Source organism: Sphingomonas sp. 67-41, assembly GCF_001899725.1.
GTDB classification, from domain to species: Bacteria; Pseudomonadota; Alphaproteobacteria; order Sphingomonadales; family Sphingomonadaceae; genus Sphingomonas; species Sphingomonas leidyi.
This window is the reverse complement of sequence record NZ_MKWJ01000008.1, coordinates 142,575-168,815: the sequence shown is the minus strand read 5'-3', so window position 1 is coordinate 168,815 and position 26,241 is coordinate 142,575. Positions and strand designations below refer to the sequence as shown.

The window sequence follows — 26,241 nt, the reverse complement described above, 5'->3', positions numbered from 1 at the left end:
CCCATGGCCACCCTGCCCGAAATCGATGCGTTGGCGCACGACCATGTCTTCCTCGGTGCCGCGCATGACGCGAATGCGCGGCGGACCTTGTGGGTGGTCTGGCTCACTGCGGTGATGATGGTGGGCGAGATCGCTGCGGGCTATTGGACCGGATCGATGGCGCTGCTCGCCGACGGCTTCCACATGGCGACGCATGCCGGCGCCCTGGCCGTTGCCGCTGCGGCCTATGCCTATGCGCGGCGGCATGCGCATAGCGCAGCCTATAGCTTCGGAACGGGCAAGGTGGGCGACCTGGCCGGCTTCGCCTCGGCGATGGTGCTCGGGCTGATCGCGCTGGGGATCGGCGTGGAATCGGTGTTGCGGCTGTTCGAGCCGATCCGGGTGGCGTTCGGCGAAGCGACGATCGTCGCGGTGCTGGGGCTGGCGGTGAACCTTGCCAGCGCGCTGCTGCTCTCGGGCGGGCATCACCACGGCCATGCCCATCGGCATGGCCACGACCATGATCATGGGCACGACCATGACCATCCCCATCGCGGCCACGACAACAATCTGCGCTCGGCCTATATGCACGTCCTCGCCGATGCGCTGACTTCGGTGCTGGCGATCGCAGCGCTGCTGGCCGGGCGCTATCTCGGCTGGGCGTGGATGGATCCGGCGATGGGGATCGTCGGCGCGGTGGTGATCGCGCGCTGGTCGTGGACGCTGATGCGCGACACCGCCGCGGTGCTGCTCGACCGGACCGACGATTCCGTTGCCATGGAAGTGCGCGCGCTGGTCGAGGCCGGGGGCGATGCCCGGATCGTCGACCTGCACGTGTGGCGCGTGGGCCCCGAGGCGTGGGCGGCGATCGTGAGCGTGGTGGGCGTCGATGCGGATGCGATCCGCGCCCGGCTGGCGCCGGTGCACGCGCTGGCGCACCTCACCGTGGAGTGCCGCTGACGCCGCACCCGGCGCATGGCCGGGCGCGGCGCGCGGAGCTCAGTCGATGGCCTCGATGCCCAGGGCCTCGAGGCGTTCGATCGCCGCCTTCATGTGCTGCAGCTGCTCCGGGGAATGGCCCTGCCATTCGGCGATTTCGCCGACCACGCGGAGCGGCGCGCGCGAGCGATAGGAGAGCGTCGGGTTGCCGGGGAATTTCTGGTCGGTGAGGTTGGGATCGTCGACGATCCCGCCGGTCGGCTCGACGATGTAGATCCGCGCGCGACCCGTGCCCCGAGCGAGCTCGGCGCCCCAGATCGCCGCTTCGAGCGTGCCGGTCAGATAGACCCAGCTCGCCTGCTTCCGAGCGCCATAGTTGGAGGCATGGCCGGTGGCGATCAGGTCGCCATTCCCCAGGTCCGCGCGGGTGCCGTGATAATAGATCATGTGCCGTTCCCTCAGTTGCGAATCGAGGGCGGCTTCATGGAACAAGGGCCCCGGCTTGCCGCAAGCCCGGTTCCGCGTTAGACAATGATAGTGGGAAGAGGCCGTGGCGAGGCGCCGGCTTCCCCCGCTCTCCTCCTCCATCGCGCACGCACCGCCGGCATCGCATGCCGGCCGCTCAATCGCGGCGGTTGAACCACCACCAGGCAAGACCCGCCGGCACCCCGTAGCAAAGGCCAAGATCGACACGCTCGATCGTCCATGGCCGATAGGCGCCGAAGAACAGCAGGCGATCGATCGCATGATAGGCGAGTTTGCCGGCCAGGGCGCCGCACACCGCCGCGACCAGCCCCATCCAGGGGCGGTCGCGCCAGCGGCCGAACAGGCGGGCCGCGGGAATGCCGAAGACGAACAGGCCCAGTGCCACGAAGGGAAGCGCGATCAGCCCGTAGATCGCGACGATCGGGACCATCGCCCCTGCATCCGACCAGTCGAGGCCATCCGGCTCCGACGACCAGGCGAGCAAGCACTGAAGCGCAATGCCCGCATAGGCGCCGGTCAGCGCGGCGCTCAGAAATGCGGGCAGGCGGCGCGGACGCGCCGGGTCGCGCATGCTCGGATCGGTCATGCCGGCAAGCAGGCCTATTTCTTCAGGATATCCAGCGCCGCCGCGGTCATCGCCTCGGTCGCGGTGCCGATCACCGCTTCGGCGTCGGGCGCCCAATAGGCACTGTGAAGCGAGGGGAGCGGCTTCCTGCCATTGTCGGACGCGGCCCATTTGTCCGCCGGCACGCCGCCCACCCAGAAGATCAGGCTCTGGATCGACTGGTCGGCCAGCCAGTAGCGGCTGAAATCCTCGCCGCCCATCACCGCGCGGGTCTCGGCCACCCGGTCCTTGCCGAAGCGCGCCGTCCACAGGGACTTCATCCGGTCCGAGAGCGGCTGGGTGTTGAAGGTGGCGGGCGTGAAATTGTCGCGGACCTTGACCTCGGGCATGCGATCCTCGGGCACGCCGGCGGCGATCGCCTCGCCCTTCGCGATCCGGGCGATGCCGTCGAGCAGCAGCTTGCGGACCTCGGGCTTGAAGCTGCGCACGGTGAGCAGCATCGTGACGTCGCTGCCGATGATGTTGTGCGTCGAGCCGCCCTTGATCATGCCGACGGTGACGACCGCGGCTTCCTGCGGATCGACTTCGCGGCTGACCAGGGTCTGGAGCGACGTGACGATGCGCGCGGCGAGGACGATCGGGTCGCGGGTGGTCTGCGGATAGGCGCCATGGCCGCCGACGCCCTTCACCAGCACGTCGACCGAGTCCACGTTCGCCAGGGCATAGCCCGGCGTCACGCCGATCTGGCCGGCGGGCTGGCTGGCGCTGTCGTGGAAGGCGAGCGCGAACTGGGGCTTGGGGAAGCGCGTGAACAGCCCGTCGTCGATCATCGCCCGGGCGCCCATTCCGCGCTCCTCGGCGGGCTGGGCGATCATGACGACGGTGCCGTGCCACTTCGCCTTCATCGCGGCGAGGTTGCGCAGCGTGCCGATCCAGCTCGCCATGTGCGTGTCATGGCCGCAGGCGTGCATCACGCCGGTCTCGATCCCTTCGTCGTTGGTGGTGCGCACCTTGGAGGCGAAGGGCAGGCCGGTGGCTTCGGTGACGGGCAGGCCGTCCATGTCGGCACGGATCAGCACGACCGGGCCGGCGCCGTTCTCGAGCACCGCGACCACGCCGGTGCCGCCCACTTTCTCGGTGACCTTGAAGCCGGCCTTGCGCGCTTCCTCGGCGAGCTTGGCGGCGGTCTTCACTTCATGGAGGCTGAGTTCGGGATTGGCGTGGAAGTCGCGATAGAATTCCATGAGCTGGGGCAGCGCGGCCCTGGTCGCGTCGTGCACCGGATCGGCGGCGGAGGGCGTGGAGAAGCTCATCGCAGTTGCGAGAAGAAGGTATCGAAGCATAAGGTTCCCCGCTGCATGGAGGTTTGAATGTCGCGTGGGGATGCCGGGCTGTCAAACCTCTCGCGCCGGGCGCTGCTCGCCGGTGCAGCATTGCTGGCGCTGCCGGCCCGGGCCTGGGCGGCCGAGGATTTCGCGATCGACTGGCAGGGGGGCGAGCAGACGCCTGCCATCGCCGCATCGCTCGCCGCGCAGATCGCGCTGGTGAAGGCGCTCCGGGTGTCGGACGCGGCGCGGGATTTCTTCGCGGCTCAGGTGATCACGGTGGACCTGCAGCCGGGCACCAGGACGCGGGCGGGGCCGCGCGGCGTGTTCTTCGCGCGCGAGACGCAGCCGGCGGCGAATCCGGTGCTGCTCCACGAGCTGATCCATCGCTGGCAGTTGCTCAGGATGCCGGGCGGGCGGGAGAATCCCGATGTGCTGCGCTTCTATGGCGAGGCGAGGGCAGGCGGGCGCTGGCCGGCCCAGTCCTATATGTTGACCAACCCGTTCGAATTCTTCGCGATGACGGCGAGCGTGGTCCTGCACGGCACCGCCGCGCGCCCGCCCTTCCGGCGCGAGAATGTGAAGGCGAAGGCGCCGGAACTCTATGCGTTCATCGTGAAGGAGTTCGGGCTGCGGGAATAGCGGAGGCGCGCGCCGCCCCGCTCAGCCCGCCGGGATCAGCTCGATCACGTCGAGCTTCGATTCGAAGCCCGGATAGGGCAGGACCAGCCGCCAGCGCGCTTCGCCGATGCGCTCGACATAGCCGATCATGTCGCGCGTCTGGTCGACGCCGTAGCGCAGGGGGGCGGTCTCGTCGCCCAGGACCATCACGCCGATGAACATCGGGCGCGCATCGGTGTTGGCGTAGATCAGCCCGTCGGGGCGCTGCTCGCCGTCGAGGCGGACGAAATGCGTCTCCGGACCTTGCACGGTGATCCGGCACCGGCCGGCAGGATAGGCCGCGAAATAGGGCGTGAGCGGCTGCTGCGAGCCGAGCTTGAAGGTGCGGCAGCGATATTCGCCCGCAGGCGGCATCCCGGCGCCCAGCGCGCGATCGGGATCGAACAGGTCCGGCTCCGCCGCGATCGCCGCCGGTGCCGCTGCCTTGGCCGGCGCGAGCGCGTCGTCCCAGGCGCGGCGCCAGCTGCGGATGCGATCGGCGTCGGCCTCGGTCATCACCTTGCGCCAGCTCCAGCCGGCGGGCGGGCGCGTGGCAGTGGCGTCGCGATAGACGCTGCAGCCGGTAAGCCCGAGCACGAGCAACGCGGCGGCGGGAATCCCCTTCATTGTTCCAAGCCCCTTCTCAGGCCGCGGTCCAGCCGCCGTCGATCGAATAATTGGCACCGGTGATCTGCGCCGCCTCGTCCCGGCACAGGAAAAGCACCAGCGCGGCGACCTGTTCCGGCTGGACGAACTCCTTGGTCGGCTGCGCGTCGAGCAGCACGTCGTTGATCACCTGCTCGCGCGTCATGTTCCGCGTCTTCATCGTATCGGGGATCTGGTTCTCGACCAGCGGGGTCCAGACATAGCCGGGCGAGACGCAGTTCACCGTGATGCCGCTGGTCGCGACTTCGAGCGCGATCGTCTTGGTGAGCCCGGCAATGGCGTGCTTGGCCATCACGTACGCGCTCTTGTTGGGGCTGGCGACCAGGCTGTGCGCCGAGGCGGTGGAGATGATCCGGCCCCATTTCTGCGCCTTCATGAACGGCACCGCGGCGCGCGTCATGTGCCAGGCCGAGGACATGTTGATCGCGACGATCGCGTCGTACTTCTCGACCGGGAAGTCCTCGATCGGCGAAACGTGCTGGATGCCGGCATTGTTGATGACGATGTGCGGGCCGCCGAGTTCGTCGTGGCAGCGCTGGACCATCGCCGCGATCTGGTCGGGCTTGGTCATGTCGGCGGCGTCGTAGAGCGCCTTGGCGCCGCTCGTCGCCTCGAGCGCGGCACGCTCCTTCTCGATCGCCGCCGCGTCGCCGAAGCCGTTGATCATCACGCTCGCGCCCTCGGCCGCCAGCGCCTTGGCATAGGCCAGGCCGATGCCCGAGGTGGAGCCGGTGATGATCGCGGACTTGCCCTTGAGGAACATGGGATACTCCTAACGCTGGGTGAGATCGAAGGCGGCGGTGTTGCCGTCGAGGATGTTCTGGGCGACGAGCCGGGCATTGGCCATGGTCTCCGCCACTGCCATGCGCCCGGCCTGCCAATGCTCGTGCATCGAGCGCGCCGAGAATTCGAAGTCGCGCGCCCCGCCCTCCCAGGCATTGGCGCGATAGATCAGATGGACCAGGCTGACCGGAAATTCGGAGACCCGGGCGCGGACCGCCTGCACCTCGGGATCCTCCAGCAGTTCGGGCGGCAGCTTGCTCAGCAGGCGGCAGACCATCTGGCGCTCCTGGCGCAGCCGCATCCGCTCGTCCGAGACGGCGCGGGTGCGGCTGGAGAAGCGGATCTCCTTCTCGCGCGCCAGCACGTCGGTGATCGTGCGCGGCAGCTCGTCGGCGGCGGGGAACAGGTCGACCTGGAAGATCAGCGTCTCGGCATCCTGCCGGTCGAGGACATGGGTGAGCGGCGTGTTGGAGACGAGGCCGCCGTCCCAATACCAGCAGCCGTCGATCTCCACCGGCGGCAGGCCCGGCGGCAGCGCGCCCGATGCCATGATGTGGCGCGCGTCGAGGCGTTCGTCGCGCGTGTCGAAATAGCGGAAATTGCCGCTCTTGATGTCGACCGCGCCGACCGAGAGGCGGACGGGCCCCTTGTTGAGCAGGTCCCAGTCGACCAGCCGGTCGAGCGTCTCGCGCAGGGGGGCGGTATCGTAGAAGCTCAGCGCCTCGGGCGTGCCGGGGACGGCGAAGCCGGGCGGCAGCAGGCGCGGGCGGAAGAAGCCGGGCACGCCGCCCAGCATGACCATGCCCGCCGCCCATTCGTGGCTCAGCTCGCGCGCGGCGTCGTGCATGGGCAGCGAGAAATCGGGGAGCGCGGCGGTGGCGTCTTCCCAGAAGGTGCGGATCGCGGCGATGCGCTTCTCGGGCGGATTGCCGGCGAACAGCGCGGCATTGACTGCGCCGATCGAGATGCCGGCGACCCAGTCCACCTCGATGCCGGCGCCCTGCAGTTCGTCGATCACGCCCGCCTGATAGGCGCCGAGCGCGCCGCCGCCTTGCAGCACCAGCGCTACCGTGTCCGGCAACGGGAGGCCGGGGGCCTGGCGGCGGGGACGTGACTCGGCGTCTGCCATGCGCCTGCCTTGGCCGAAACCATGCGCCGAGGGAAGTGCCTGTTTCGCGTTGGTTGGTGCGTGCAACGCAACGCCGCTTGGGGCATTGTCGCGGCGCGCCAACGAAGAGGGATGCCATGCGGCTCGACGATATCGACCCCACCGACAATGCCCAGGACCTGGGAAGCGGCGGTGGCGGGGGTGGCGGCGGCTTCGGCCTGCTGGGGCTGCTGCCGTTGCTGCTCGGCCGCGGCATGGGCTGCGGGAGCATCGCGATCATCGGGCTGATCGCCATCGCCTATTTCGCGATGAGCAGCGGCGGCGGCGGCGGGCTGCTTTCGTCGGGCGGCGCCGGCAGCGGCGTGGGCCAATCGCCCACCGCGGGGCAGAGCGGGCGCCAGGTGTGCACGGGCGAGCGGCTCGAATCGTGCCGCGTGATGCGGCTGGCGGACGATACCTGGGCGGCGATCTTCCGCGAGGCGGGGCGATCCTATCGGCCGGCGACGATCAAATTCTACCAGGGCCAGGTCGATTCGGGCTGCGGCTCGGCGAGCTCGGCGGTGGGGCCTTTCTACTGTCCGGCGGACCAGGGCGTGTATCTCGACACCAGCTTCTTCCGGGAACTGGAGCAGCGCTTCGGCGCCAAGGGCGACTTCGCCCGCGACTATGTGATCGCGCACGAAATGGGGCATCATGTGCAGGACCTGCTCGGCACCTCGGGCAAGGTCTCGCAGCTCCAGGCGCGGGCGAGCCGGGCCGAGGGCAATGCGCTGTCGGTGCGGCTCGAGCTGCAGGCGGATTGCTTTGCCGGCGTGTGGGCGGCGCGCAACAAGGAGCGGATCGAGCCGGGCGACATCGAGGAAGGCATGACCGCCGCCAACGCGATCGGCGACGATACGCTCCAGCGCCAGGCCCAGGGCACGGTGGTGCCCGAGAGCTTCACCCACGGCACCTCGGCGCAGCGCATGGCCTGGCTGAAGAAGGGGCTGGACACGGGCGATCCTGCCCAGTGCGACACATTCTCGGGGAATATCTAAGCCCCTCTCCCGGCGGGAGAGGGGTTTCAAGGGGGTCATCGGCCGGCTATCCCGTCTCGATGACCGAAACCACCGCCGCCGAAGCCCCGCCCCGCCCCGCGCTTGCCTATCATCACACGCCGGGCGCAGGCCCGACGGTGCTGTTCCTGTGCGGCTATGCCTCGGACATGCAGGGCACCAAGGCACTCCATCTCGAGCAATGGGCCAGGGCGAATGGCCGGGCATATCTGCGCTTCGACTATGCCGGCTGCGGCGAGAGCGAAGGCGATTTCGAGGCCGAGACGCTCGCCAGCTGGCGCGACGACGCGATCCGGATGATCGACGAAGTCGCGCGCGGGCCGGTGGTGCTGGTCGGCTCGTCGATGGGCGGCTGGATCATGGCGATGATCGCCAAGGCGCGGCCGGAAATGGTCGCCGGCATGGTAGGCATCGCGGCGGCGCCGGACTTCACCGATTGGGGCTTCACCATGGAGCAGAAGCTGGCGCTGCTCCAGACCGGACGGATCGAGGCGCCCAACGACTATGGCGACCGGCCGACCGTCACCACCCGCGCCTTCTGGGCATCGGGCGAGGCGAACCGCGTGCTCGTCCAGCCAATCGCCTGGGGCGGGCCGGCGCGGCTGCTCCACGGGCAGAAGGACAAGGAAGTGCCCTGGGAGCATGCCCCGCGGCTGGCGGCGGCGATCCGTTCAGACATGGTGCAGACTCTGCTGGTCAAGGACGCGGAACACCGTTTCTCGCGCGAGCAGGACCTGGCCCTGATCGTGCGCGCGCTCGAGGAAGTGCTCGCCCTATGCTCCCTTTCCTGATCCTCGCCCTGCAGGCCGTGCCTGCCGCCGCGCCGGCCAAGCCCGCGCCCGCGCCGGCTCCCGTCGCGCCCGAGAAGGAGCCGCCGCGCTTCACCCAGTGCATGGACCTGGCGACCGGCGATCCGGTGCGGGGCCAGATGGACGCGATCCAGTGGCGCACCACCGGCGGCGGCGTGCTCGCGCGCCAGTGCCTCGGCGTCGCCTATGCGAACCAGGAGAAATGGGCGGCGGCCGCCGGCGCGTTCGAGGATGCCGCGCGCGAGGCGGAGACCGGCAAGGATCCGCGCGCGCCCAATTACTGGGCTTCGGCGGGCAACGCCTGGATCGCGGCGGGCGATCCGACCAAGGCGCGTGCGGCGATCGACGCGGCGCTGGCGACGGGCACGCTGGCCGGGCTCGACCTGGGCGAGGCGCATCTCGATCGCGCGCGGGCGATGGTGGCGGCAGGCGACATGGAAGCGGCGCGCAGCGACATCGACAAGGCGCTCACCTATGCCGACAAGGATCCGCTAGCCTGGCTGCTTTCCGCGACGCTGGCCCGGCGCGCGGGCGATCTGGGCCGGGCGGCCCGCGACGTTACCGAGGCGCTGCGGCGCGCGCCGGACGATCCCTCTGTCCAGCTCGAGGCAGGCAATGTCGCCGCGGCGAGCGGCAACGAGGCCGATGCACGAACGGCCTGGAACCGGGCGATCGAGCTGGCGCCGGGCACCGGCATCGCCACCGCGGCCCGCAAGGCGCTGGAGCAGTTCTCGGCGACGGAGAAATAGGCCTGGATCTTCCGCGAGCCGGCAGGGGTGAGGGGAACGGATGCGCAGGATCGAGTTCGGGCGTGGCGCGCCTGGGGCAGCCTCGTTGTTTCCGGCGCTGCCGGCGACATCTTCGATGCCGGGCGGATCACCGCACATGGCTGGGAGACCTTTGCCCGGCGTGCGCTGGTAGCCTCGCTCTATGCCGGGCTGATCGCGATGGTGCATCGGGGGGCGTGGCCGATGATCACGCGGCGGAGCGGCCGGGCATCGGCGCGGGACATTTGAGGCTGGCGCTCGGGTCCGGGCACTCCTATTTTCGCCGCATGCGTTACCTCCACACCATGATCCGCGTGACGGATCCCGACGCCACGATCGCCTTTTTCGAGCTGCTGGGCCTCCGGCAGGTGCGGCGGATGGACAGCGAGCAGGGGCGCTTCTCGCTGATCTTCCTTGCCGCCGACGAGGATTCGAAGGGCGAGGGCCAGCGCGCCGATGCCGAGGTGGAGCTGACCTATAATTGGCCGGCCGAGGACGGCAGCCCGGCCGAAATCTATGCCGGCGGGCGCAATTTCGGGCACCTCGCCTATCGCGTCGACAATATCTACGAGACCTGCCAGCGGCTGATGGACGGCGGCGTGACGATCAATCGCCCGCCGCGCGACGGCCACATGGCGTTCGTCCGCACGCCCGACAATATCTCGATCGAGCTGCTCCAGGCGGGCGACCGGCTGGCGCCGGCCGAGCCTTGGGCATCGATGCCGAATACGGGGCAATGGTAGGCCTTCTCGAAGCGCTTGGGGCGCGGGCTCCGATCGTGCAGGCGCCCATGGCGGGTGCCGGTGGTGCGGCGCTCGCGATCGCGGCGATCCGGGGCGGCGCGGTGGGATCGCTGCCTTGCGCGATGCTGACGCCCGCGCAGCTGGCCGCGCAGGTCGCCGAGGTGCATGCCGCCGCGCACGGGCCGCTCAACCTCAATTTCTTCTGCCATCACTTGCCGGAACCCGCGCCCGACGAGCGCGCCTGGCATGCCCTGCTCGCGCCCTATTATGCTGAGGAAGGCGTCGAGCCCGGCCCCGTGCCGCCGCTGCGCAGGCCCTTTGACGAAGCGTTGTGCGCGGCGGTCGAGAAGGCCCGGCCGGCGATCGTCAGCTTCCATTTCGGCCTGCCCGGGGAAGCGCTGGTCGCCCGGGTGCGGGGCACCGGCGCGCTGGTGTTCGGCAATGCGACCACGCCCGAGGAGATGCGCTGGCTTGCCGCGCGGGGTGTCGACGCGGTGATCGCGCAAGGGGCGGAAGCGGGGGGGCATTCGGGCTGGTTCCTTGGCGCGGCGCATCGGCCGACGCCGCTTGCCGCGCTGCTGGCGGAGGAGATCGCGGTGCCGGTGATCGCGGCGGGCGGGATCGTCGATGGCGCGGACATCGCCCGGGCGCTGGCGGCGGGCGCGAGCGCGGTGCAGCTGGGCACCGCCTTTCTCGCGGCGCGGGAGAGCGCGATCTCGGCGCCGTTCCGCGCCTTGCTGGGCACCCGGGTGCCGACCGAGTTCACCAACCTGTTCTCCGGGGGCGAGGCCCAGGGCATCCGCAACCGGCTGATGCGCGAGCTGGGGCCGATCCGCGGCGAGGTGCCGGCCTTCCCCTATGGCTCCAACGCGCTGGCGCCGTTGCGCGCGCATGCCGAGGCGGATGGCCGGGGCGACTATTCGCCGCTCTGGGCGGGGACCGGCGTCGCGCGGGTGCGGGCGATGGGCGCGGAGGAACTGGTCGGCACGCTCGTTGCGGAACTGGCGCAGGGGCGCGCGGGCGCCTAGTCTGGCGCCATGCTCCAGATCGTCCGCATCCCCGCCCTCAGCGACAATTACATCTGGCTGGTCCATGATCCCGCCTCGGGCGAGACGATCGTGGTCGATCCCGCCGTCGCCGATCCCGTGCTGGCGGAGGCGGACGAGCGCGGCTGGGCGATCACCGCGATCTGGAACACGCACTGGCATCCCGATCACACCGGGGGCAATGCCGGGATCAAGGCGCGCACCGGCGCCGAGGTGGTCGCGCCCGCGGCGGAGGCGGCGAAAATCCCGACGGCCGACCGGCTGGTGCGGGAAGGCGACGAAGCGCGCATCGGCGATCATGTCGCGCAGGTGCTGGAAGTGCCGGCGCACACGGCGGGGCACATCGCCTATCATTTCGCCGGGGATGCGGTGGTCTTCGTGGGCGACACGCTGTTCGCCATGGGCTGCGGCCGGCTGTTCGAGGGGACGGCGGAGCAGATGTTCGCCAATATGCGGCGCCTCGCGCAGCTGCCGCCCGAGACCCGGGTCTATTGCGCGCACGAATATACCCAGTCGAACGGCCGCTACGCGCTGGTCGCCGAGCCGGACAATGCGGCGATCCGCGCGCGCATGGCCGAAGTGAACGCCGCGCGCGCGGCGGGCGAGGCGACCGTGCCGACGACGATCGGCCAGGAACTCGCCACCAATCCCTTCCTGCGCGCCGCCAGCGCCGCCCAGCTCGGCGAGCGGCGTGCGGCGAAGGATGCATTTTGATCGGCGAAGCGCTATGATGCGACGGTCGGGGGCGACAGGAGAATAGAGATGTTCCGCTTCGCCATTCCCGCGGTCCTCACGCTCGCCGCCGCCTGCGCCGCCAACGCCGCGATGCCGCAGCGGGCCGCCGATCGCGACGAGGCCAAGATCGCCAGGACGCTCGCCGGCCTTACGCCGGGCAAGCCGCAGGATTGCATCCCGCGCGAGCGGATGGGCGAGACCCAGGGCTTTCCGAACACGATCCTCTATATCGAAGGCCGCAAGAAGGTGTGGCGCAACGACGTGACCGGCAGCTGCACCGGGCTGGCGAGCGACGATCTGATGGTGGTCGAAAGCACATCCGGCCAGCTGTGCCGCGGCGACATCGTCCGCACGCGCTCGCGGCTGGGCGGCGGCATGCTGACCAGCAGCTGTGCGCTCGGCAGCTTCGTGCCCTACGCCAAATGAGGAGAGCCGGGATGCGCGTCCCCATCATCGCCGCGATGCTTGCGCTGGCCGGCTGCGCCGCCAGCAGCGAGATGCAGGCCTCGCAACGGGCCGAGGCGCGGAACGACCTGGCGACGGCGCTCGGCGACCGGGTGCCGGGCGCGCCGCGCGACTGCATCAGCATCTCCGATTCCGACGGCCCGCAGATCATCGACGACCGCACCATCCTCTACAAGCCGGTGGGGCGGACGCTGTGGCGCAACGACCTGGGGAGCAGCTGCCCGGGCCTGCGGCCCTACACCACGCTGATCGTCGAGGTGCACGGATCGCAGCTCTGCCGGAACGACCGGTTCCGCGTGCTCGATCCGGGTTCGAGCATTCCGGGCGCCTATTGCATGTTCGGCAGGTTCACGCCGTACGAGAAGGCAAAATAGCGCCCTCTCCCCGCGAAGGGGAGGGGGCTCACTTCGCCACGCCGAGCCGGTCCATCACGAAGCCGAGATATTCGGACTGCTGGCGATAGCGCTCGAACCGGCCCGATTTGCCGCCATGGCCGGCCTCCATGTTGATGCGGAAGACGAGCGGGTTGGCGTCGGTCTTCTTCGCGCGCAGCCGGGCGACCCATTTGGCCGGCTCGTAATATTGCACCTGGCTGTCCCACAGGCCGGTGGAGACGTACATCGCCGGATAGGCCCGCGCCGCGACATTGTCGTAGGGCGAATAGCTCAGCATATAGTCGTAATAGCGCTTCTCGGCGGGGTTGCCCCATTCGTCGAACTCGCCGGTGGTGAGCGGGATCGAGGTGTCGAGCATGGTGGTGACCACGTCGACAAAGGGCACTTGCGCGACGATCACGCGATAGTCCTGCGGCGCCATGTTGGCGACGCCGCCCATCAGCAGCCCGCCGGCGCTGCCGCCCATCGCGGCGACGCGGCCCTTCGCGGCATAGCCCTGGTCGACGAGGAAGCGCGTCACGTCGATGAAATCGGTGAAGCTGTTCTTCTTGTTGAGCACCTTGCCCTGGTCGAACCATTTGCGGCCCATTTCCTGGCCGCCGCGGATATGGGCGATGGCATAGACCATGCCGCGATCGAGCAGGCTGGGGAGCATCGGCGAGAAGGCCGGATCGGTCGAATAGCCGTAGCTGCCATAGGCATATTGGAAGAGCGCGGCGGTGCCGTCCTTCGCGAAGGCCCTTGCATGGACCAGGCTGACCGGAACCCTGGTGCCGTCGCGCGCGGTGGCCCAGACGCGCTCGGTGACGTATTTCGCGGGATCATAGCCCGGCACCGGCTGGACCTTGAGCACGCGGCGCTCGCCGGTCTTGTAGTTCACTTCGTACGTGGTGGTCGGCGTCACCAGCGAATCATAGGTGTAGCGCAGCCATTCGCTGCCCGGCTCCTCGTTGGTGCCGAGCGCCATGGTATAGGCGGGCTCGTCGGCCGCGACCGGGAACGGCTTGGCGCCGGGGACGAGGATGCGCAGCTTCTTGTTGCCCTGGGAGCGTTCCTCGACGGCGAGGAAACCGTCGAAGGGCTTGAAGTCCTCGATGAACACCTCGCCATCGGCCGGGACCAGGTCCGTCCAGGCGGCGCGGCCACGGGGGAGATGCGCGTCGCGCACCGTCGCCAGCCGGTAATTGGGCGCCCGCCAGTTGGTGCGGACGATCCAGCGGTCGCCGAGATGATCGGCCTGGTAGAGGAAGTTGCGCTCGCGCGGGGCGATCACCGTGAAGGCGGCGGGGTTCGCCGCGGGGGCGCAGCGCTGCTCGTCGCTGACCGTGCTGTGCAGATAGATGCAGAGGTACCGATCGTCGGTCGTGCGGCCGACGCCCATGTAATAGGTGTCGTCCTTCTCCTCGTAGATCAGCCGGTCCGCAGAGGCGGGCGTGCCGAGGACGTGCGCCTTGACCCGCTTGGAGAGCAGGGTGACGGGATCCTTCTCCAGGTAGAGGATCGTCCGGTTGTCGCCGGCCCAGGCCACGCCGCCCTCGACATTGGGAATGCTGTCCGAGAAGGTCTCGCCGGTCGCGAGGTTTTTCACCTGGAGCACATATTGGCGGCGCCCGACGGTATCGAGCGTATAGGCGAGCAGTCGGTTGTCCGGGCTCACCGCGCGGCCGGCGATCTGGAAGAAATTATGGCCCTGCGCCATGGCCGGCTGGTCGAGGATCACTTCCTCGGGCGCCTCCAGGCTGCCCTTGCGCCGTGCGACGATCGGATAGTCGGCGCCGGTGGCGAAGCGCGTGTAGTAATAATAGCCGCGCTTCAGATAGGGGACCGAGCTGTCGTCCTGCTTGATGTGCCCGACGATCTCTCCATAGAGCTTGTCCGCCAGCGGCTTCTCCGCGGCGAGTACTGCGTCGGCATACAGGTTTTCCGCCTTGAGATGGGCCAGCATCTCCGGGTTCTTCCGCGTGTCGTCGCGCAGCCAGTAATATTCGTCGTTGCGGGTGGCTCCGAAAGGCGCCTTGACCTCGTGCGGCTTTTGCGCGGCGACGGGCGGGGCCGGGGCTGCCGTCTGCGCATGGGCGGGCGCCGCGGCGGCGGTGGAGAGCAGGGCGGCGGCGAGCAGGCGCTTCATGTGGATCCCCGTGCGAAACGAATCGTGAAGGGATGGTGGCAAGGCACACAGTATCGGGAAAGCAAATTCCTCCCCGATCTGCTCGGGCGATTATCCCCTTCGGACAAGGAGGGTCCATTCTCGGTCGCTCGGCCGGGCGACGATCGATCCAAAAGCGGTCGGGCAGCAAACGCCCCAGTTGCGGACATTCTGGTCTCCGCTAAAACGGTTCGCAGGAATTGCGGGGGTATAAAAAATGGATCGCTTAGGCCGTAACGTTCCGCTGCCGGACCCCATGCAAGGATGTTGGGTTGATGCGGACGATCAAGCATCTGAACTTTCGATCAATGGTGGCGAAATTTTCTGTTTCGGCAAAGTAGTTGAATATGATTACAAGCTGATTAGAGAAGAGGGTGGCGCGCTCACCGTCAGCCTCAAGGTCAACGACCAAGCGAACGAAGATACCTTCCAACGCGCCAATATTACGGAATTAGTTGTTACGCCCGAGGGCGATTTTCACGCCTACAATACGCAGTTTGCAAGCCAGTTCGTCAGAGAGGTTGGTTAGTCGGTTCGCTGGCAACGACCGCTTTCCATCCAATCTCCGCCGCTCCAGCTGAATTTTCGGCTCATGAAGCGGCCTAGCGGCTACCGCCCCAATTGCGGACGCTGCGTGATGGAGTATTTTGGCGAATGGCAGCAAAGCATCGGCAGGCGATTGGCGTGCTGCGACGTTTCCCGCAGGAGCAGATATATCTCGCCACCGAGCACGGTCATCTGTGGCGGCTAGAGGTCGATGATGATCGCATACTCGGGCTGGTGGGCCTGAGGGTGCAGGTGGAAGGCAGACAGCGCGGTGACCTTATCATCGTCGAGGCTATCAAACGGGCGTAGCGGGCGTCCGCTTCCCACCCATTGCCGGTCACTCAGCCGGGCGGCGACCTGTCCAGGAGCGGTCGGGCAGCAAACGCCCCAGTTGCAGACATTCAGCAGCAGAATATAATATCGGGATGCAACGAGATGCTGCCCTGGCCATAGTGCTTCTTCTTGGAAGCGTGACGGGTTGTGCAGCGCACGAGGTAGTGAGAGATCAAAAACAGCCTCTTACCGATGAGAATTTGGAACGAGCCCGGAAACAATGCGGCATTTCGGATGCGGTTCTCGTTGACGGAAACACGATAAGGTTTTCCGGTCTTCAGCAAATCGGTAAGCCACGCCATTATGGGCAAGAATGGGCCTGCCTGAAGAGCAAGCTGCAAATGGACACCGCCCGTTTTATGACTGGCTAATTCCGTACCCTGTCCGGTCTGAAGCGTACGGCAGCTAACCACCCAATAGCCGCCATCCCCGCGAAGGCGGGGATGACGAGAGAAGGGGGGAACCCTCGACCCGATCGGGGAGCAACCTTGCGCGTCTACAGTACGTAGCGGCTCAGGTCGGTGTTCCGCGCCACGGCGGCGAGCTGCCCGTCGACATAGGCGCCGTCGATCACCAGCGTCTCGCCCTTGCGGTCCTCGGCGCCGAAGCTGATGTCCTCGAGCAGCTTCTCCATCACGGTCTGGAGCCGGCGGGCACCGATATTCTCGACTTCGCCATTCACTTCGGCGGCGATGCGCGCGACTGCGCGGATGCCGTCGTCGGTGAAGTCGATCCGCACGCCCTCGGTGCCGAGCAGCGCCGCATATTGCTGGACCAGGCTCGCCTTGGTGTCCGAGAGGATCGCGACGAAATCCTCCTCGGTCAGCCCCTTCAGCTCGACCCGGATCGGCAGGCGGCCCTGCAGCTCGGGAAGCAGGTCGCTCGGCTTGGCGACATGGAAGGCGCCGCTCGCGATGAAGAGGATATGGTCGGTCTTCATCGGCCCGTATTTGGTGGCGACGGTGGTGCCCTCGATCAGCGGCAGCAGGTCGCGCTGGACGCCCTCGCGGCTGACCGAGCCGCCGCGCACGTCCGAAACGGCGATCTTGTCGATCTCGTCGAGGAAGACGATGCCGTTGGCCTCGGCATCCGCCAGCGCGACGCGACTCACTTCGTCCTGGTCGAGGCGCTTGTCGGCCTCTTCCTCGACGAGCTTGGCCCAGGCGGCGCGCACGCTCATCTTGCGGCGCTTGAGCGACTGGCCGCCCAGGCCCTTCATCATTTCGCCCAGGTTGATCATCTGCATCGGTGCGCCGGGAATCTCGAAGGGCATGCCGCCGGCCTGCTCGACTTCGATCTCGATCTCCGAATTGTCCAGCGTGCCCTCATGGAAGCGCTGCTTGAACGCCTCGCGCGTGGCGGTGGACGAGTCCTTGCCGGTCAGCGCGTCGAGCAGGCGGCCCATCGCCGCTTCCTCGGCCTTATCCTTCACCGCGGCGCGGCGGCGCTCCTTCTCGAGCCGGATCGCCTCTTCCACCAGGTCGCGGGCGATCTGCTCGACATCGCGGCCGACATAGCCGACTTCGGTGAACTTGGTGGCTTCCACCTTGACGAAGGGGGCATCGGCGAGCTTGGCCAAGCGGCGGCTGATCTCGGTCTTGCCGCAGCCGGTCGGCCCGATCATCAGGATGTTCTTGGGCGTGACTTCGTCGCGCAGTTCGGCCGAGAGTTGCTGGCGGCGCCAGCGGTTGCGCAGCGCCACCGATACGGCGCGCTTGGCGTCCTTCTGGCCGATGATGTGCGCATCGAGCGCGGCGACGATCGCCTTGGGCGTGAGATTCTCGTTCATTTGGGGAAATGGGTTCTCTGGTTCGTTTCGGACCCCGATGTTGGGGGCCGCACGCGCCGCTTCAAGCCGTGCAGCGAAAGCCGGAGAAGAAGCCGCGCTGCTTCGCGAGGATCTTCGCGATCCGCTCGGGCTGGGGCGTGGGGTCCCATTCGCCATGTTCGAAAGTGCCGCCGCAGACGATCCCGTCGTCGCGGGGAAACATATAGCCCATCTGCCCGGCGACGGCATATTGCACCTCGGCCTGGGGCAGCAGCACGGCGAGCTGGCCGCGTACCGGTTCGATCCCGGTATCGCCGAACAGCGTGCCGGCGCCCAGGCCCGTGCAGTTGAACACCAGCGTCTCGGGCAGCGCGAGGATGTCGGTGGGCGTGGCGAAGTCGCGGACCACGAACCGGCCGCCGGCGATCTGGACGTCGCGCATCAGCTGGCGGAGGAGATGGCCGCTCTCGGCATACAGGGTGCTGAACCGGCGGACGCGCCGGACCGGGAAAGGATGCTCGCCGGGGCCGAGGATCACGCGGTCGGTCTCGTAGGTGCTGGAGAGATCGGGCTCGGCATCGTCCCCGGCCGGATCGTCGGGCATCTGGAGATAGGTCGGCATCCAGCGAATGCCATATTCCGCGCCGACCATGATCTGGAAGCGGCGCCAGCTATAGTCCATCGCCGCCTTGAACTGCGCGATCCATTCGGGCGTGACCCGATCGGGGTCGTAGAGGCTGGCCGGATGCCACTGCCCGCCGGCGACGTTCGACGTGGTGTGGGGCGGAAGCTGGGCGGCATAGAGCGTGACCTGGCGGCCCGCTTCCTGGAGCAGGCGCGCGGTGGTGAGGCCGACGATGCCGCAGCCGAGCACGGCAACCGGGCCGCCATGGCCGGGCAGGCCGAGATCGACCGCGAGGCGCGACGTGCCCCAGCCGAGCGTGATGCCGGCGCCGCCATGGCCGTAGTTATGGACGAGCCGCTTGTCCCCCAGCGGCTCGGCGCGGACGACGAAGCCCTGGGCGCGATAGGGACGCAGGCCCGCGACGGTGCGGATGACCCGGCCGGGCGCGACGTTGACGGCCGGCAGGCATTTCGGGCCGCGCGTGGTGCTGGCCAGCGCCGCCGGGCGCGGATCCGCCGCGCAGCCGGGAAGGGCCAGTGCGGCGGCGGAAGCGATCAGCGGGCGGCGGGCGATGTCCATGGCGCGCAGGGTAGGCGCGGGGCGGGGAGGCTCAACCCCGTTTTGGATAGGGGGAGGCATGAGCTGGGCTCATGGCACGGATTTGCCCCTCTCCTTCAGGGGGAGGGGAGAGTCATTCCCCGCTCAGCCAGGCCTCGGCCTCTTCCACGGTCATGAATATCCGCATCCGGGGATGCGTCTGGGTGCGCTCGGCCTGGAGCTTGTTCAGATGGCTGCCCACGACCGAGGCGGCGCGGCCCGAGGTGAGGGTCAGACCGGCCTCGGCGATGCTGGGGAGGAGGTCGGCGACGTCGTTCGCCTGGACCGGGAAGTCGCGCGAATCGATCAGCACGTCGTAATCGTCGCGGATCGCGCGCACCTCCTGCGCCTTCGCGCCCGCCGCCGCCGCGAAGGCGCGCACCGTCTCCATCGTCCAGAAATCGCGGATATGGACCAGGATGCGGTTGCGGCGGGGATCATAGTCGAAGCCGAACCTTGCCCGGTCGCCCCCGGCGTCAGGCATCACTGTCGAGCATTTCCACGGTCAGCCGATCGTTGGTGTAGACGCACAGCTCGCCCGCGATCTTCATGGCAGCCCGCGCGATCTTTTCGGGGTCGCTTTCGTAATCGACCAGCGCGCGCGCGGCGGCCAGGGCGAAATTGCCGCCCGAGCCGATCGCCGCCACCCCGCCCTCGGGCTCGAGCACGTCGCCGTTTCCGGTGACGACCAGCGTCACTTCCTTGTCGGCGACGATCAGCATCGCCTCGAGGTTGCGGAGATATTTGTCGGTCCGCCAGTCCTTGGCGAGCTCGACCGCGGCGCGGAGCAACTGGCCGTTATGGCGCTCCAGCTTGGCCTCGAGCCGTTCGAACAGGGTGAACGCATCGGCGGTGGCGCCCGCGAAGCCCGCGATCACCTTGCCGTCGCCCAGGGGCCGCACCTTGCGGGCATTGGGCTTCATCACGGTATTGCCGGCCGATACCTGGCCGTCCCCCGCGATCACCACCTTGCCGGATTTGCGCACGGAGAGAATCGTCGTGCCGTGCCACGCATTTGTTTCGCTCATGGCGCGGATATGGGGAGTCCCCTGCACGTGCCGCAAGAGGGGCGGCCCGGTGCCCGCGGATGGCCGGCGCGGGCCGAGGTGTTGCATCGACGACACATCGCAGTGCAGCAAAATTCAACGCCGACAACGCTGACGCATCCGTGGGATTGACAGTTTCATGAAACCGGTTTCATGGGAGTTTCTGGCGGCAACCATAATCAGAACAACGCGCGCCACCGTTTGTAACCGGTTACAACTGGGTTGGGGAGGAATGACAGTGGGAATTTCGAGGAAGAATCGTCGCGTCCTGACGCGTGGCATCTCGGCGACGGCGATGGCGGCGGCAACCTTGTTCGCGAGCGGCGCGGTGCTGCTGCCGGGCATGGCTTCGGCGCAGGTGAGCACTGCCAGCGTGCGCGGCCAGGTGATCGGCGCCGACGGCAATGGCGCGGCCGGCGCGCAGGTGGCTGCGCGCAGCACCGCCACCAACCAGATCTGGCGCGCAACCGGCGATGCGAACGGCGGCTATACGCTCACCGGCCTGCGTCCGGGCGAATATGAAGTGACCGCCACGGCGGGCAGCGAGAGCACGACTCAGCGGGTGGTGGTCGCCGTTGGCCAGTCGGCCAGCCTCGATTTGACGATCGGCGGCACGGCGAGCGTGCCCGAGGGCCGGATCGTCGTCACCGGCAGCCGCCTCACCGAGACGCGGACCAGCGAAGTCGCGACCAATGTCAGCGTGACGCAGATCCAGCGCCTGCCGCAGACCGATCGCAACTTCCTGTCCTTTGTCGCGCTCGCGCCGGGCGTGAAGTATAATGATAGCGAGACCAGCAAGGGCTTCACCTCGGGCGCCTCGACCGCCAGCCAGGTCAATGTGTTCATCGACGGCATCAGCCTGAAGAACCAGGTACGCGAGGGCGGCATCGCCGGCCAGCAGAACAGTCGCGGCAATCCGTTCGGCCAGTTGGCCGTGCAGGAGTTCCGCGTCCTCACCCAGAACTACAAGGCCGAATATGAGCAGGCCGGCGCGGCGATCGTCACCGCGGTCACCAAGTCGGGTACCAACGAGTTCCACGGCGAGATCTTCGGCCAGTACACCGACAAGGGGCTGAGCGAGAAGGCGTATCTCGACAAGCGCTACAACCGGCCCGAGCCGGCGTTCGAGCGCAAGCAATATGGCGTGTCGCTCGGCGGCCCGATCATCAAGGACCGGCTGTTCTTCTTCGGTGCCTATGAAGGCAATGACCAGAACCGCGCGTTCAACGTGAAGAGCACCGGCTCGCCGGGGGCGATCCAGCAGTTCGAGCAATATTCGGGCCGCAAGCTGAGCGACTTCGAAGGCGCGTTCGTCAGCCCGTTCCGCGGCGATTTCTACTTCGGCAAGCTGACGCTCACGCCGGACGATCGCCAGACCTTCGACCTGTCGTTCAGCCGCCGCCAGGAAACCGACATCCAGAATTTCGGCGGCATCATCTCCTATGAGAATGCCGAGAACAAGAAGAACAAGATCGATACCTATCTGTTCAAGTGGACCTACAACGGCGGCGACTTCACCAACGAGTTCAACGCGAGCTACCTGAACTACAACTTCAACCCGACCTCGCTGCACCCCGAGCTGCCGTCCTACGAGTATGCGGGCGTGATCGTGTTCGGCGGCAAGGATTCGACGCGCAACGAGACCCAGCAGAACTACACGCTGCGCGACGACTTCACCTTCACCGGCTTTGACGGGCATGCGATCAAGTTCGGCGCGCGCGTCGAAGTGACCGACATCCAGTTCGACAACAACGCCTATGTCCAGCCGCGCTACACCTATCGCATCGATGCGGCGGGCACGCCGAACGATCCGAGCGACGACACCGACTTCTCCTTCCCGGCCGAAGCGCGGCTGGGCCTGGGCAGCGGCAAGATCAAGGCATCGAACACCCAGATCGGCCTCTACCTGCAGGACGACTGGAACATCACAGAGCGGCTGCAGCTGAATCTGGGCGTGCGCTGGGATTACGAGACCAACGGCTTCAACAACCATTATCGCACGCCCGCTGCCGCGGCGGCGGCGCTGCGCGCACTGCCGAAGACGTTCTATTTCAATCCCGAAAACTACATCACCGACGGCAGCAACCGTAAGCCGTTCGCCGGGGCGTTCGCGCCGCGTATCGGCTTCTCGTGGGACATCAAGGGCGATCGCTCGACGGTGATCTTCGGCGGCGCGGGCCGTTATTACGACCGCAACAACTTCAACAACACGGTCGACGAGCTGTCGCGCACGATCAACCCGGTCGGCGTGTTCCGCTTCTCGCGCAACGGCCAGCCGCGCTCGGGCCTGCCCACCGTGGCATGGAATCCGGCCTATGCCACCCGCGCAGGCCTGCTCGCGCTGGCGGCAAGCTCGACCAGCGGCCTGCCGGAGCTGTTTGCGGTGAAGAATGACGCCAAGCCCCCGGTGAACGACCAGTTCAGCCTGGGCGTGCGCCAGCGCTTCGGCGTGTTCGAGGCCTCGGTCACCGGCGCCTATCAGCGCGGCCGCAACGGCTATACCAACCTGTTCGCCACCCGGCAGAACAACGGCCTGGGCAATTGCTGCAACACCGCGCCGGTGGTGCCGTTCGGCTATGCCAACGTCCTGATCGGCTATGACGGGCTCGATACGCGCTACAAGGCGCTCTATTTCACGCTCGACAAGAACTACACCAAGTCCTCGGGCTGGGGCCTGAACATCGCCTATACGCTCTCCAAGGCGGAGCAGAATGGCGGCGACCTGTTCAGCCTCGATGGCCTGACGCCGGACGGCTATGGCTGGCGGCCCAAGGCCGGCGACGAGCGCCACCGGGTGGTGATCTCGGGCATGGCCGACCTGCCGTTCGGCTTCCGCTTCTCGACGCTCGCCACGCTGAGCAGCGGCGCGGCCTATCAGGTCACCGACGGCAGCCGCGGCTCGGACAGCGGCGCGGCGCTGCTGACCGCCGCCTATCCGGAGAAGAACTGCATCAAGGGCCTGTTCGCCTTTTGCGAGGTCAACGTCTCGCTGGCGAAGGACATCAAGATCGCCCGCGGCAATGTCGAGGCGGCGGTCGATATCCTGAACCTGTTCAACAACAAGAACTTCAAGGACTTCGACACCTATATGAACCCGGCGTCGAATCCGCCCGACCTGCTGCTGCCGGCAGACGCCGCCCACGCCGCCAATACGCTGACGCTGCCGCGGCGCATCCAGTTCCGCCTGGGCTACCGCTTCTAGGCTGGTCCCTGGCGCAATCACTTTCGGGGGAGGCGAGCCACGGGGCTCTCCTCCCCCTTTTTCATGCGGGGAAGAACGATGCGTATCCTGTTTCCGCTCGGCGCCGCGCTGCTCGTGGCCGGTGCCGTCCAGGCGCAGGAGGCGCGCCGGACCTATGCCAATCCGATCGACATCGACTATCGCTACAATTTCGAGCAGGTGAACCAGGGCATCTCGTACCGCACCGGCGCGGACCCGGCGATCGTCACCCACAGGGGCAGATATTATCTCTTCCAGACGCTGGCCGACGGCTATTGGTCGTCGAGCGACCTGGTCCACTGGACCTTCGTCACGCCCAGCCGCTGGCCGTTCAACTCGATCGTCGCCCCCGCGGTGTGGAGCGACGGCGCGCGCATCCTGATCCAGCCCTCGATGACGCGGGCGGAATCGATCCTGTCGACCAGCGATCCGGACGGCGGCAAGCTCGACTTCTTCGTGCGGCGAATGCCCGACCTGGTGGACTCGGTGGGGGAGGGGCATGTCCCCGCGCCCGGCGAGGACAAGGTGCCGCCCGGCCCCTGGGATCCGGCGCTGTTCAAGGACGAGGACGGCAAATGGTATATGTATTGGGGCTCGTCCAACGTCTTTCCGCTCTACGGGATCGAGATCGCGTTCGAGGACGGCAAGCTGGTCTACAAGGGCAAGCCCAGGCCGATGCTCGCGCTGCAGCCCGAACGGCATGGCTGGGAGCGCTTTGGCCAGGACCATAGCGGCACCCTGCCCGACGGCACGCCGATCAAGCCCTTCATGGAGGGTGCCTGGATGACGAAGGCAGGCGGCCGCTACTATCTCCAGTACGGCGCGCCAGGGACCGAGTACAACGCCTATGCCAACGGCACCTATGTCTCGGACAAGCCGCTGGGGCCGTTCGAATATGCGCCGTGGAACCCGGTCGCCTACAAGCCCGGCGGCTTCGTGCAGGGAGCGGGGCACGGCTCGACCTTCCAGGACGTGAGCGGCAACTGGTGGAACACCGGCACGCCGTGGATCGGATACAACTGGACCTTCGAGCGGCGCATCGGCATGTGGCCGGCGAAATTCTGGGCGGACGGGCAGATGTCGGTCTCGGCCCGGTTCGGCGACTTTCCCCATTATGCGCCGACGACGAAGGTCGAGGATCCGGAGAGCCTGTTCACCGGATGGATGCTGCTGTCGTACCGGAAGGCGGCGGTGGCGTCGTCGACGATGGGCGAGTTCGCGGCGGATCGGGTGACCGACGAGAATCCGCGGACCTTCTGGGTGGCGGGCGCGAACAGGCCTGGCGAGACGCTTACCGTCGATCTCGGCGCGGCGAAGATGCTGCGCGCGGTGCAGGTGAATTTCGCCGACTACAAGTCCGGCCGCTTCGGCGATGCGCCGGACATCTATACCGAGTTCGCGCTGCAATCCTCGCTGGACGGAAAGCGCTGGCGCCCGCTGGCTCGAACCGAGCCGCCGCGCCGCGACCGGCCCAATGCCTATTTCCAGCTGCCGGCCCCGGTGGAGGCGCGGTACGTGCGGTACGTGCACGAGCATGTCGGCGGTTCGAACCTGGCGATCGGCGACCTGCGCGTGTTCGGCAGCGCGGGCGGCAAGGCGCCGGCGATGCCGGGCGGCGTTGCGGCGAAGCGCGATGGCGACGCGCGCAATGCCCATGTGGCGTGGAAGCCGGTGAAGGGCGCGGTGGGCTACAACGTCCTGTGGGGCGTGCGGCCGGACCGGCTGACGCTCGCCTATCAGCGCTGGGCCGATCAGGGGCCGGCGCTGGAACTGCGGGCGCTCAACACGGGCGTCGACTATTGGGTCGCGGTCGAGGCGTTCGACGAGAGCGGAGTCTCGCGGCGCACGCGGCCGGTACGGATCCGCTAATATGCTCCTCCCTGGAAGAGAGGGGAGTCATTGGGCTAGCCCAGCCAGCCCCCGGTGAACCCGGCCAGCTTCAGCCCTTTGCGGATCGGCGCGCAGCCCTGCATGCGCTTCCAGACGAAGTCGTTCCGATAATTCGCCGCCTGGAGCAGGATCGAGCCCTGGTCGATGCCGATATGGTCGGTGTCGTACCAGCCCTTGGCCGGATCGACGCGGCCGTTGGAGAGCGGCTTGTCGGTCCAGCGGAAGCTGGGGTTGAACGAATCGTAGAAGCCGTATTTGCCGTAGAGCAGGTCGCCATGCTCGCGGCGCATCGCCTCGGCCGCCGGGATCACGATCTCCGGCGCGAAGGGCAGCGAGCTGAGCGCCGCGGTGGGGGCGATGGTGCCGTCGTCGCGCCCGTCGGGCTGGCCGAGCGGGCCGCGCGCGGAATAGCCGAAGAACTCGGCGGTCCCGCCCTTGAACGGCAGCTTGAAATCGCCCGGGCCGTCACAGGCGGAGAGGCCCCATATGTCCTTGGACCAGCCGTCCCAGCCCCGGGGGTTGGCGATGCAATAGGCGCGGTTGGCATAGGTGGAGCGGCGCGAATTCTCGAAATAGTCCATGCCGGCCTCGCGCATCACCTTGTCGCGGATGCCGCGGAAGTCGATCCAGATATGGCTGTACTGGTGGCCGAGCAGCGGCGCGAAGGCGATGTGGCGAGTCGGCCCCTCGCCGCGCCAGCAGTGCGGATAGGGGGCGGTCCACACCTCCCAGCTGTCCGCCGGCAGCGGATGCTCCGGGGCGGCCAGGCCCAGGATATAGACGAACATCCCCTCGTTATAGCCGGTCCAGCTGGCCGGGATCAGGCCGCGCTCCGGGTGCCAGCCCATCGACACGGCCTTGCGGCCGTCGGTGCGGAAGAAATTCCAGTCGGCGCGGGCATAGAGTTTCTGCGCGAGGTCGCGGATCTCGCGCTCCTTCGCGTCCGCCCGGTCGTAATATTGGCCGGCGAACAGCACCCCCATCAGCAGCAGGGTGGTATCGACGCTGGAGAGCTCGGTCCTGCCGAAACGCTCGCCGGTGATCATGTCGATGAAGTGGTAGTAGAAGCCCTTGTGCCCGATCCTGCCGGTCGGCTCGGGGCCCTGGGGCGCTTCCCAGAAGAAGCGCAGCGTGGTGAGGGTGAGGTCGCGCGCCTCGGCCCGGGTGATCCAACCGCGCTCGACGCCGATCGGATAGGCGGTGAGCGCGAAGCCGACCGCGGCGACCGAGCAGAAGCTGGGCGCGGGATAGCGATCGGGGACCAGGCCGTTGTCGCGCCGCGCCGTCTCCCAGAACCAGCGGAAGGTACGGTGCTCGATGTCGGCGTAGAAGGGCGGCAGCGCGCGCATGGCCGTGCCCTTGTGCGCCTGGGCCGCGGCGGTGCCGGGCAGCGCCGAGGCCGCGAGCAGCAGCGAAGACTGCGAAAGTAGCGCGCGCCGGTCGATCATGTCCAAAGCCTCATAGCCGATAGAGCAAGGGGTCCCCGTTCCGCCCCGAAAAATTGGGGGCGACGCGCGAGACGCCGCCCCCGAGGGGGGTGTAAC

General features: G+C 67.7%; 28 protein-coding genes. 15 read left to right on the top strand and 13 right to left on the bottom strand.

Translation table 11 applies throughout. From position 1 onward, the window contains the following. The first annotated feature begins 3 nt into the window (after window positions 1–3). Window positions 4–939: a CDF family Co(II)/Ni(II) efflux transporter DmeF gene (dmeF, locus tag BGP17_RS04735; RefSeq protein WP_286711169.1), complete on the top strand. Its 936-nt coding sequence runs from the start codon at window positions 4–6 to the stop codon at window positions 937–939. Window positions 940–978: 39 nt separating this feature from the next. Here the strand turns inward: dmeF and arr are convergent, their stop codons facing one another. From arr to BGP17_RS04720, 3 genes are all read right to left on the bottom strand, one after another. Continuing rightward, entirely contained in the window at window positions 979–1,365 is a 387-nt protein-coding gene (arr, locus tag BGP17_RS04730) for an NAD(+)--rifampin ADP-ribosyltransferase (protein ID WP_286711168.1), read from the bottom strand. 175 nt (window positions 1,366–1,540) lie between these two features. Next, entirely contained in the window at window positions 1,541–1,990 is a 450-nt protein-coding gene (locus tag BGP17_RS04725) for a hypothetical protein (protein ID WP_286711167.1), read from the bottom strand. A 14-nt stretch (window positions 1,991–2,004) separates the two neighbouring features. Next, window positions 2,005–3,312: an amidohydrolase gene (locus BGP17_RS04720; RefSeq protein WP_167301558.1), complete on the bottom strand. Its 1,308-nt coding sequence runs from the start codon at window positions 3,310–3,312 to the stop codon at window positions 2,005–2,007. A gap of 27 nt (window positions 3,313–3,339) precedes the next feature. Here BGP17_RS04720 and BGP17_RS04715 point away from each other — a divergent pair, with 27 nt between their 5' ends. Further along, window positions 3,340–3,936, top strand: a complete 597-nt coding sequence (locus BGP17_RS04715; protein WP_167301557.1) for a hypothetical protein — start codon at window positions 3,340–3,342, stop codon at window positions 3,934–3,936. A 21-nt stretch (window positions 3,937–3,957) separates the two neighbouring features. Here BGP17_RS04715 and BGP17_RS04710 read toward each other — a convergent pair whose 3' ends face one another. From BGP17_RS04710 to BGP17_RS04700, 3 genes are read right to left on the bottom strand one after another with little or no spacing between them, the layout of a single operon-like run. Next, on the bottom strand, window positions 3,958–4,581 hold the full coding sequence (locus BGP17_RS04710) for a DUF4893 domain-containing protein (protein WP_167301556.1): 624 nt from the start codon (window positions 4,579–4,581) through the stop codon (window positions 3,958–3,960). Window positions 4,582–4,597: 16 nt separating this feature from the next. After that, entirely contained in the window at window positions 4,598–5,383 is a 786-nt protein-coding gene (locus BGP17_RS04705) for a 3-hydroxybutyrate dehydrogenase (protein WP_286711166.1), read from the bottom strand. 9 nt (window positions 5,384–5,392) lie between these two features. Next, window positions 5,393–6,532 carry a patatin-like phospholipase family protein gene (locus BGP17_RS04700; protein WP_286711165.1) on the bottom strand — a complete coding sequence of 380 codons (1,140 nt, stop codon included), beginning with the start codon at window positions 6,530–6,532 and terminating at the stop codon, window positions 5,393–5,395. Between the two features lie 116 nt (window positions 6,533–6,648). Here BGP17_RS04700 and ypfJ point away from each other — a divergent pair, with 116 nt between their 5' ends. The 9 genes from ypfJ to BGP17_RS04655 are packed head-to-tail and all read left to right on the top strand — an operon-like array spanning window position 6,649 to window position 12,505. After that, on the top strand, window positions 6,649–7,548 hold the full coding sequence (ypfJ, locus tag BGP17_RS04695; protein WP_167301553.1) for a KPN_02809 family neutral zinc metallopeptidase: 900 nt from the start codon (window positions 6,649–6,651) through the stop codon (window positions 7,546–7,548). 59 nt (window positions 7,549–7,607) lie between these two features. Next, window positions 7,608–8,357, top strand: a complete 750-nt coding sequence (locus tag BGP17_RS04690; protein WP_167301552.1) for an alpha/beta fold hydrolase — start codon at window positions 7,608–7,610, stop codon at window positions 8,355–8,357. After that, on the top strand, window positions 8,342–9,124 hold the full coding sequence (locus tag BGP17_RS04685) for a tetratricopeptide repeat protein (protein ID WP_286711164.1): 783 nt from the start codon (window positions 8,342–8,344) through the stop codon (window positions 9,122–9,124). The genes BGP17_RS04690 and BGP17_RS04685 overlap by 16 nt, the downstream gene beginning before the upstream one ends. A gap of 27 nt (window positions 9,125–9,151) precedes the next feature. Continuing rightward, window positions 9,152–9,391 (top strand): hypothetical protein, encoded by a 240-nt coding sequence (locus BGP17_RS04680; protein ID WP_286711163.1) that lies wholly within the window; start codon window positions 9,152–9,154, stop codon window positions 9,389–9,391. 38 nt (window positions 9,392–9,429) lie between these two features. After that, the gene (locus BGP17_RS04675) at window positions 9,430–9,885 is read left to right on the top strand and encodes a VOC family protein (RefSeq protein WP_286711162.1); all 456 of its coding nucleotides are present in this window, start codon (window positions 9,430–9,432) and stop codon (window positions 9,883–9,885) included. After that, window positions 9,879–10,913, top strand: coding sequence for an NAD(P)H-dependent flavin oxidoreductase (locus BGP17_RS04670; RefSeq protein ID WP_286711161.1), 1,035 nt, complete (start codon window positions 9,879–9,881; stop codon window positions 10,911–10,913). The genes BGP17_RS04675 and BGP17_RS04670 overlap by 7 nt, the downstream gene beginning before the upstream one ends. 9 nt (window positions 10,914–10,922) lie before the next feature. After that, window positions 10,923–11,645: a hydroxyacylglutathione hydrolase gene (gloB, locus tag BGP17_RS04665; protein WP_286711160.1), complete on the top strand. Its 723-nt coding sequence runs from the start codon at window positions 10,923–10,925 to the stop codon at window positions 11,643–11,645. 48 nt (window positions 11,646–11,693) lie between these two features. After that, the gene (locus tag BGP17_RS04660; RefSeq protein WP_167301546.1) at window positions 11,694–12,092 is read left to right on the top strand and encodes a hypothetical protein; all 399 of its coding nucleotides are present in this window, start codon (window positions 11,694–11,696) and stop codon (window positions 12,090–12,092) included. A gap of 11 nt (window positions 12,093–12,103) precedes the next feature. After that, on the top strand, window positions 12,104–12,505 hold the full coding sequence (locus tag BGP17_RS04655; protein WP_208413813.1) for a DUF6491 family protein: 402 nt from the start codon (window positions 12,104–12,106) through the stop codon (window positions 12,503–12,505). A gap of 28 nt (window positions 12,506–12,533) precedes the next feature. Here the strand turns inward: BGP17_RS04655 and BGP17_RS04650 are convergent, their stop codons facing one another. Beyond that, a complete protein-coding gene (locus tag BGP17_RS04650; RefSeq protein WP_286711159.1) occupies window positions 12,534–14,654 on the bottom strand; it encodes a S9 family peptidase in 2,121 nt (706 codons plus the stop codon). Between the two features lie 235 nt (window positions 14,655–14,889). On the opposite strand from BGP17_RS04650, the gene BGP17_RS04645 reads away from it, so the two are divergent. Both BGP17_RS04645 and BGP17_RS04640 read left to right on the top strand, forming a co-directional pair. Then, window positions 14,890–15,201 (top strand): hypothetical protein, encoded by a 312-nt coding sequence (locus BGP17_RS04645; protein ID WP_286711158.1) that lies wholly within the window; start codon window positions 14,890–14,892, stop codon window positions 15,199–15,201. Window positions 15,202–15,326: 125 nt separating this feature from the next. Further along, entirely contained in the window at window positions 15,327–15,527 is a 201-nt protein-coding gene (locus BGP17_RS04640; RefSeq protein WP_286711157.1) for a DUF5818 domain-containing protein, read from the top strand. 92 nt (window positions 15,528–15,619) lie between these two features. Here BGP17_RS04640 and BGP17_RS04635 read toward each other — a convergent pair whose 3' ends face one another. The 5 genes from BGP17_RS04635 to hslV form a co-directional block, all read right to left on the bottom strand. Then, complete coding sequence (locus BGP17_RS04635) at window positions 15,620–15,853, bottom strand: hypothetical protein (RefSeq protein ID WP_286711156.1); 234 nt, start codon at window positions 15,851–15,853, stop codon at window positions 15,620–15,622. Between the two features lie 194 nt (window positions 15,854–16,047). Further along, window positions 16,048–17,340 carry an ATP-dependent protease ATPase subunit HslU gene (hslU, locus tag BGP17_RS04630; RefSeq protein ID WP_167301541.1) on the bottom strand — a complete coding sequence of 431 codons (1,293 nt, stop codon included), beginning with the start codon at window positions 17,338–17,340 and terminating at the stop codon, window positions 16,048–16,050. A gap of 61 nt (window positions 17,341–17,401) precedes the next feature. Continuing rightward, window positions 17,402–18,523 (bottom strand): FAD-dependent oxidoreductase, encoded by a 1,122-nt coding sequence (locus BGP17_RS04625; protein WP_286711155.1) that lies wholly within the window; start codon window positions 18,521–18,523, stop codon window positions 17,402–17,404. A 112-nt stretch (window positions 18,524–18,635) separates the two neighbouring features. Beyond that, complete coding sequence (locus tag BGP17_RS04620) at window positions 18,636–19,025, bottom strand: hypothetical protein (protein WP_286711154.1); 390 nt, start codon at window positions 19,023–19,025, stop codon at window positions 18,636–18,638. Next, entirely contained in the window at window positions 19,018–19,569 is a 552-nt protein-coding gene (gene hslV / locus BGP17_RS04615) for an ATP-dependent protease subunit HslV (RefSeq protein ID WP_086130717.1), read from the bottom strand. Before hslV ends, BGP17_RS04620 begins: the two co-directional genes overlap by 8 nt. 313 nt (window positions 19,570–19,882) lie before the next feature. On the opposite strand from hslV, the gene BGP17_RS04610 reads away from it, so the two are divergent. Then, a complete protein-coding gene (locus BGP17_RS04610) occupies window positions 19,883–22,789 on the top strand; it encodes a TonB-dependent receptor (protein WP_380925324.1) in 2,907 nt (968 codons plus the stop codon). 78 nt (window positions 22,790–22,867) lie between these two features. Further along, window positions 22,868–24,676, top strand: coding sequence for a family 43 glycosylhydrolase (locus BGP17_RS04605; protein WP_286711152.1), 1,809 nt, complete (start codon window positions 22,868–22,870; stop codon window positions 24,674–24,676). A gap of 35 nt (window positions 24,677–24,711) precedes the next feature. Here BGP17_RS04605 and BGP17_RS04600 read toward each other — a convergent pair whose 3' ends face one another. Next, window positions 24,712–26,145, bottom strand: a complete 1,434-nt coding sequence (locus BGP17_RS04600; protein ID WP_286711151.1) for a glucoamylase family protein — start codon at window positions 26,143–26,145, stop codon at window positions 24,712–24,714. Between the last annotated feature and the right edge of the window lie 96 nt (window positions 26,146–26,241).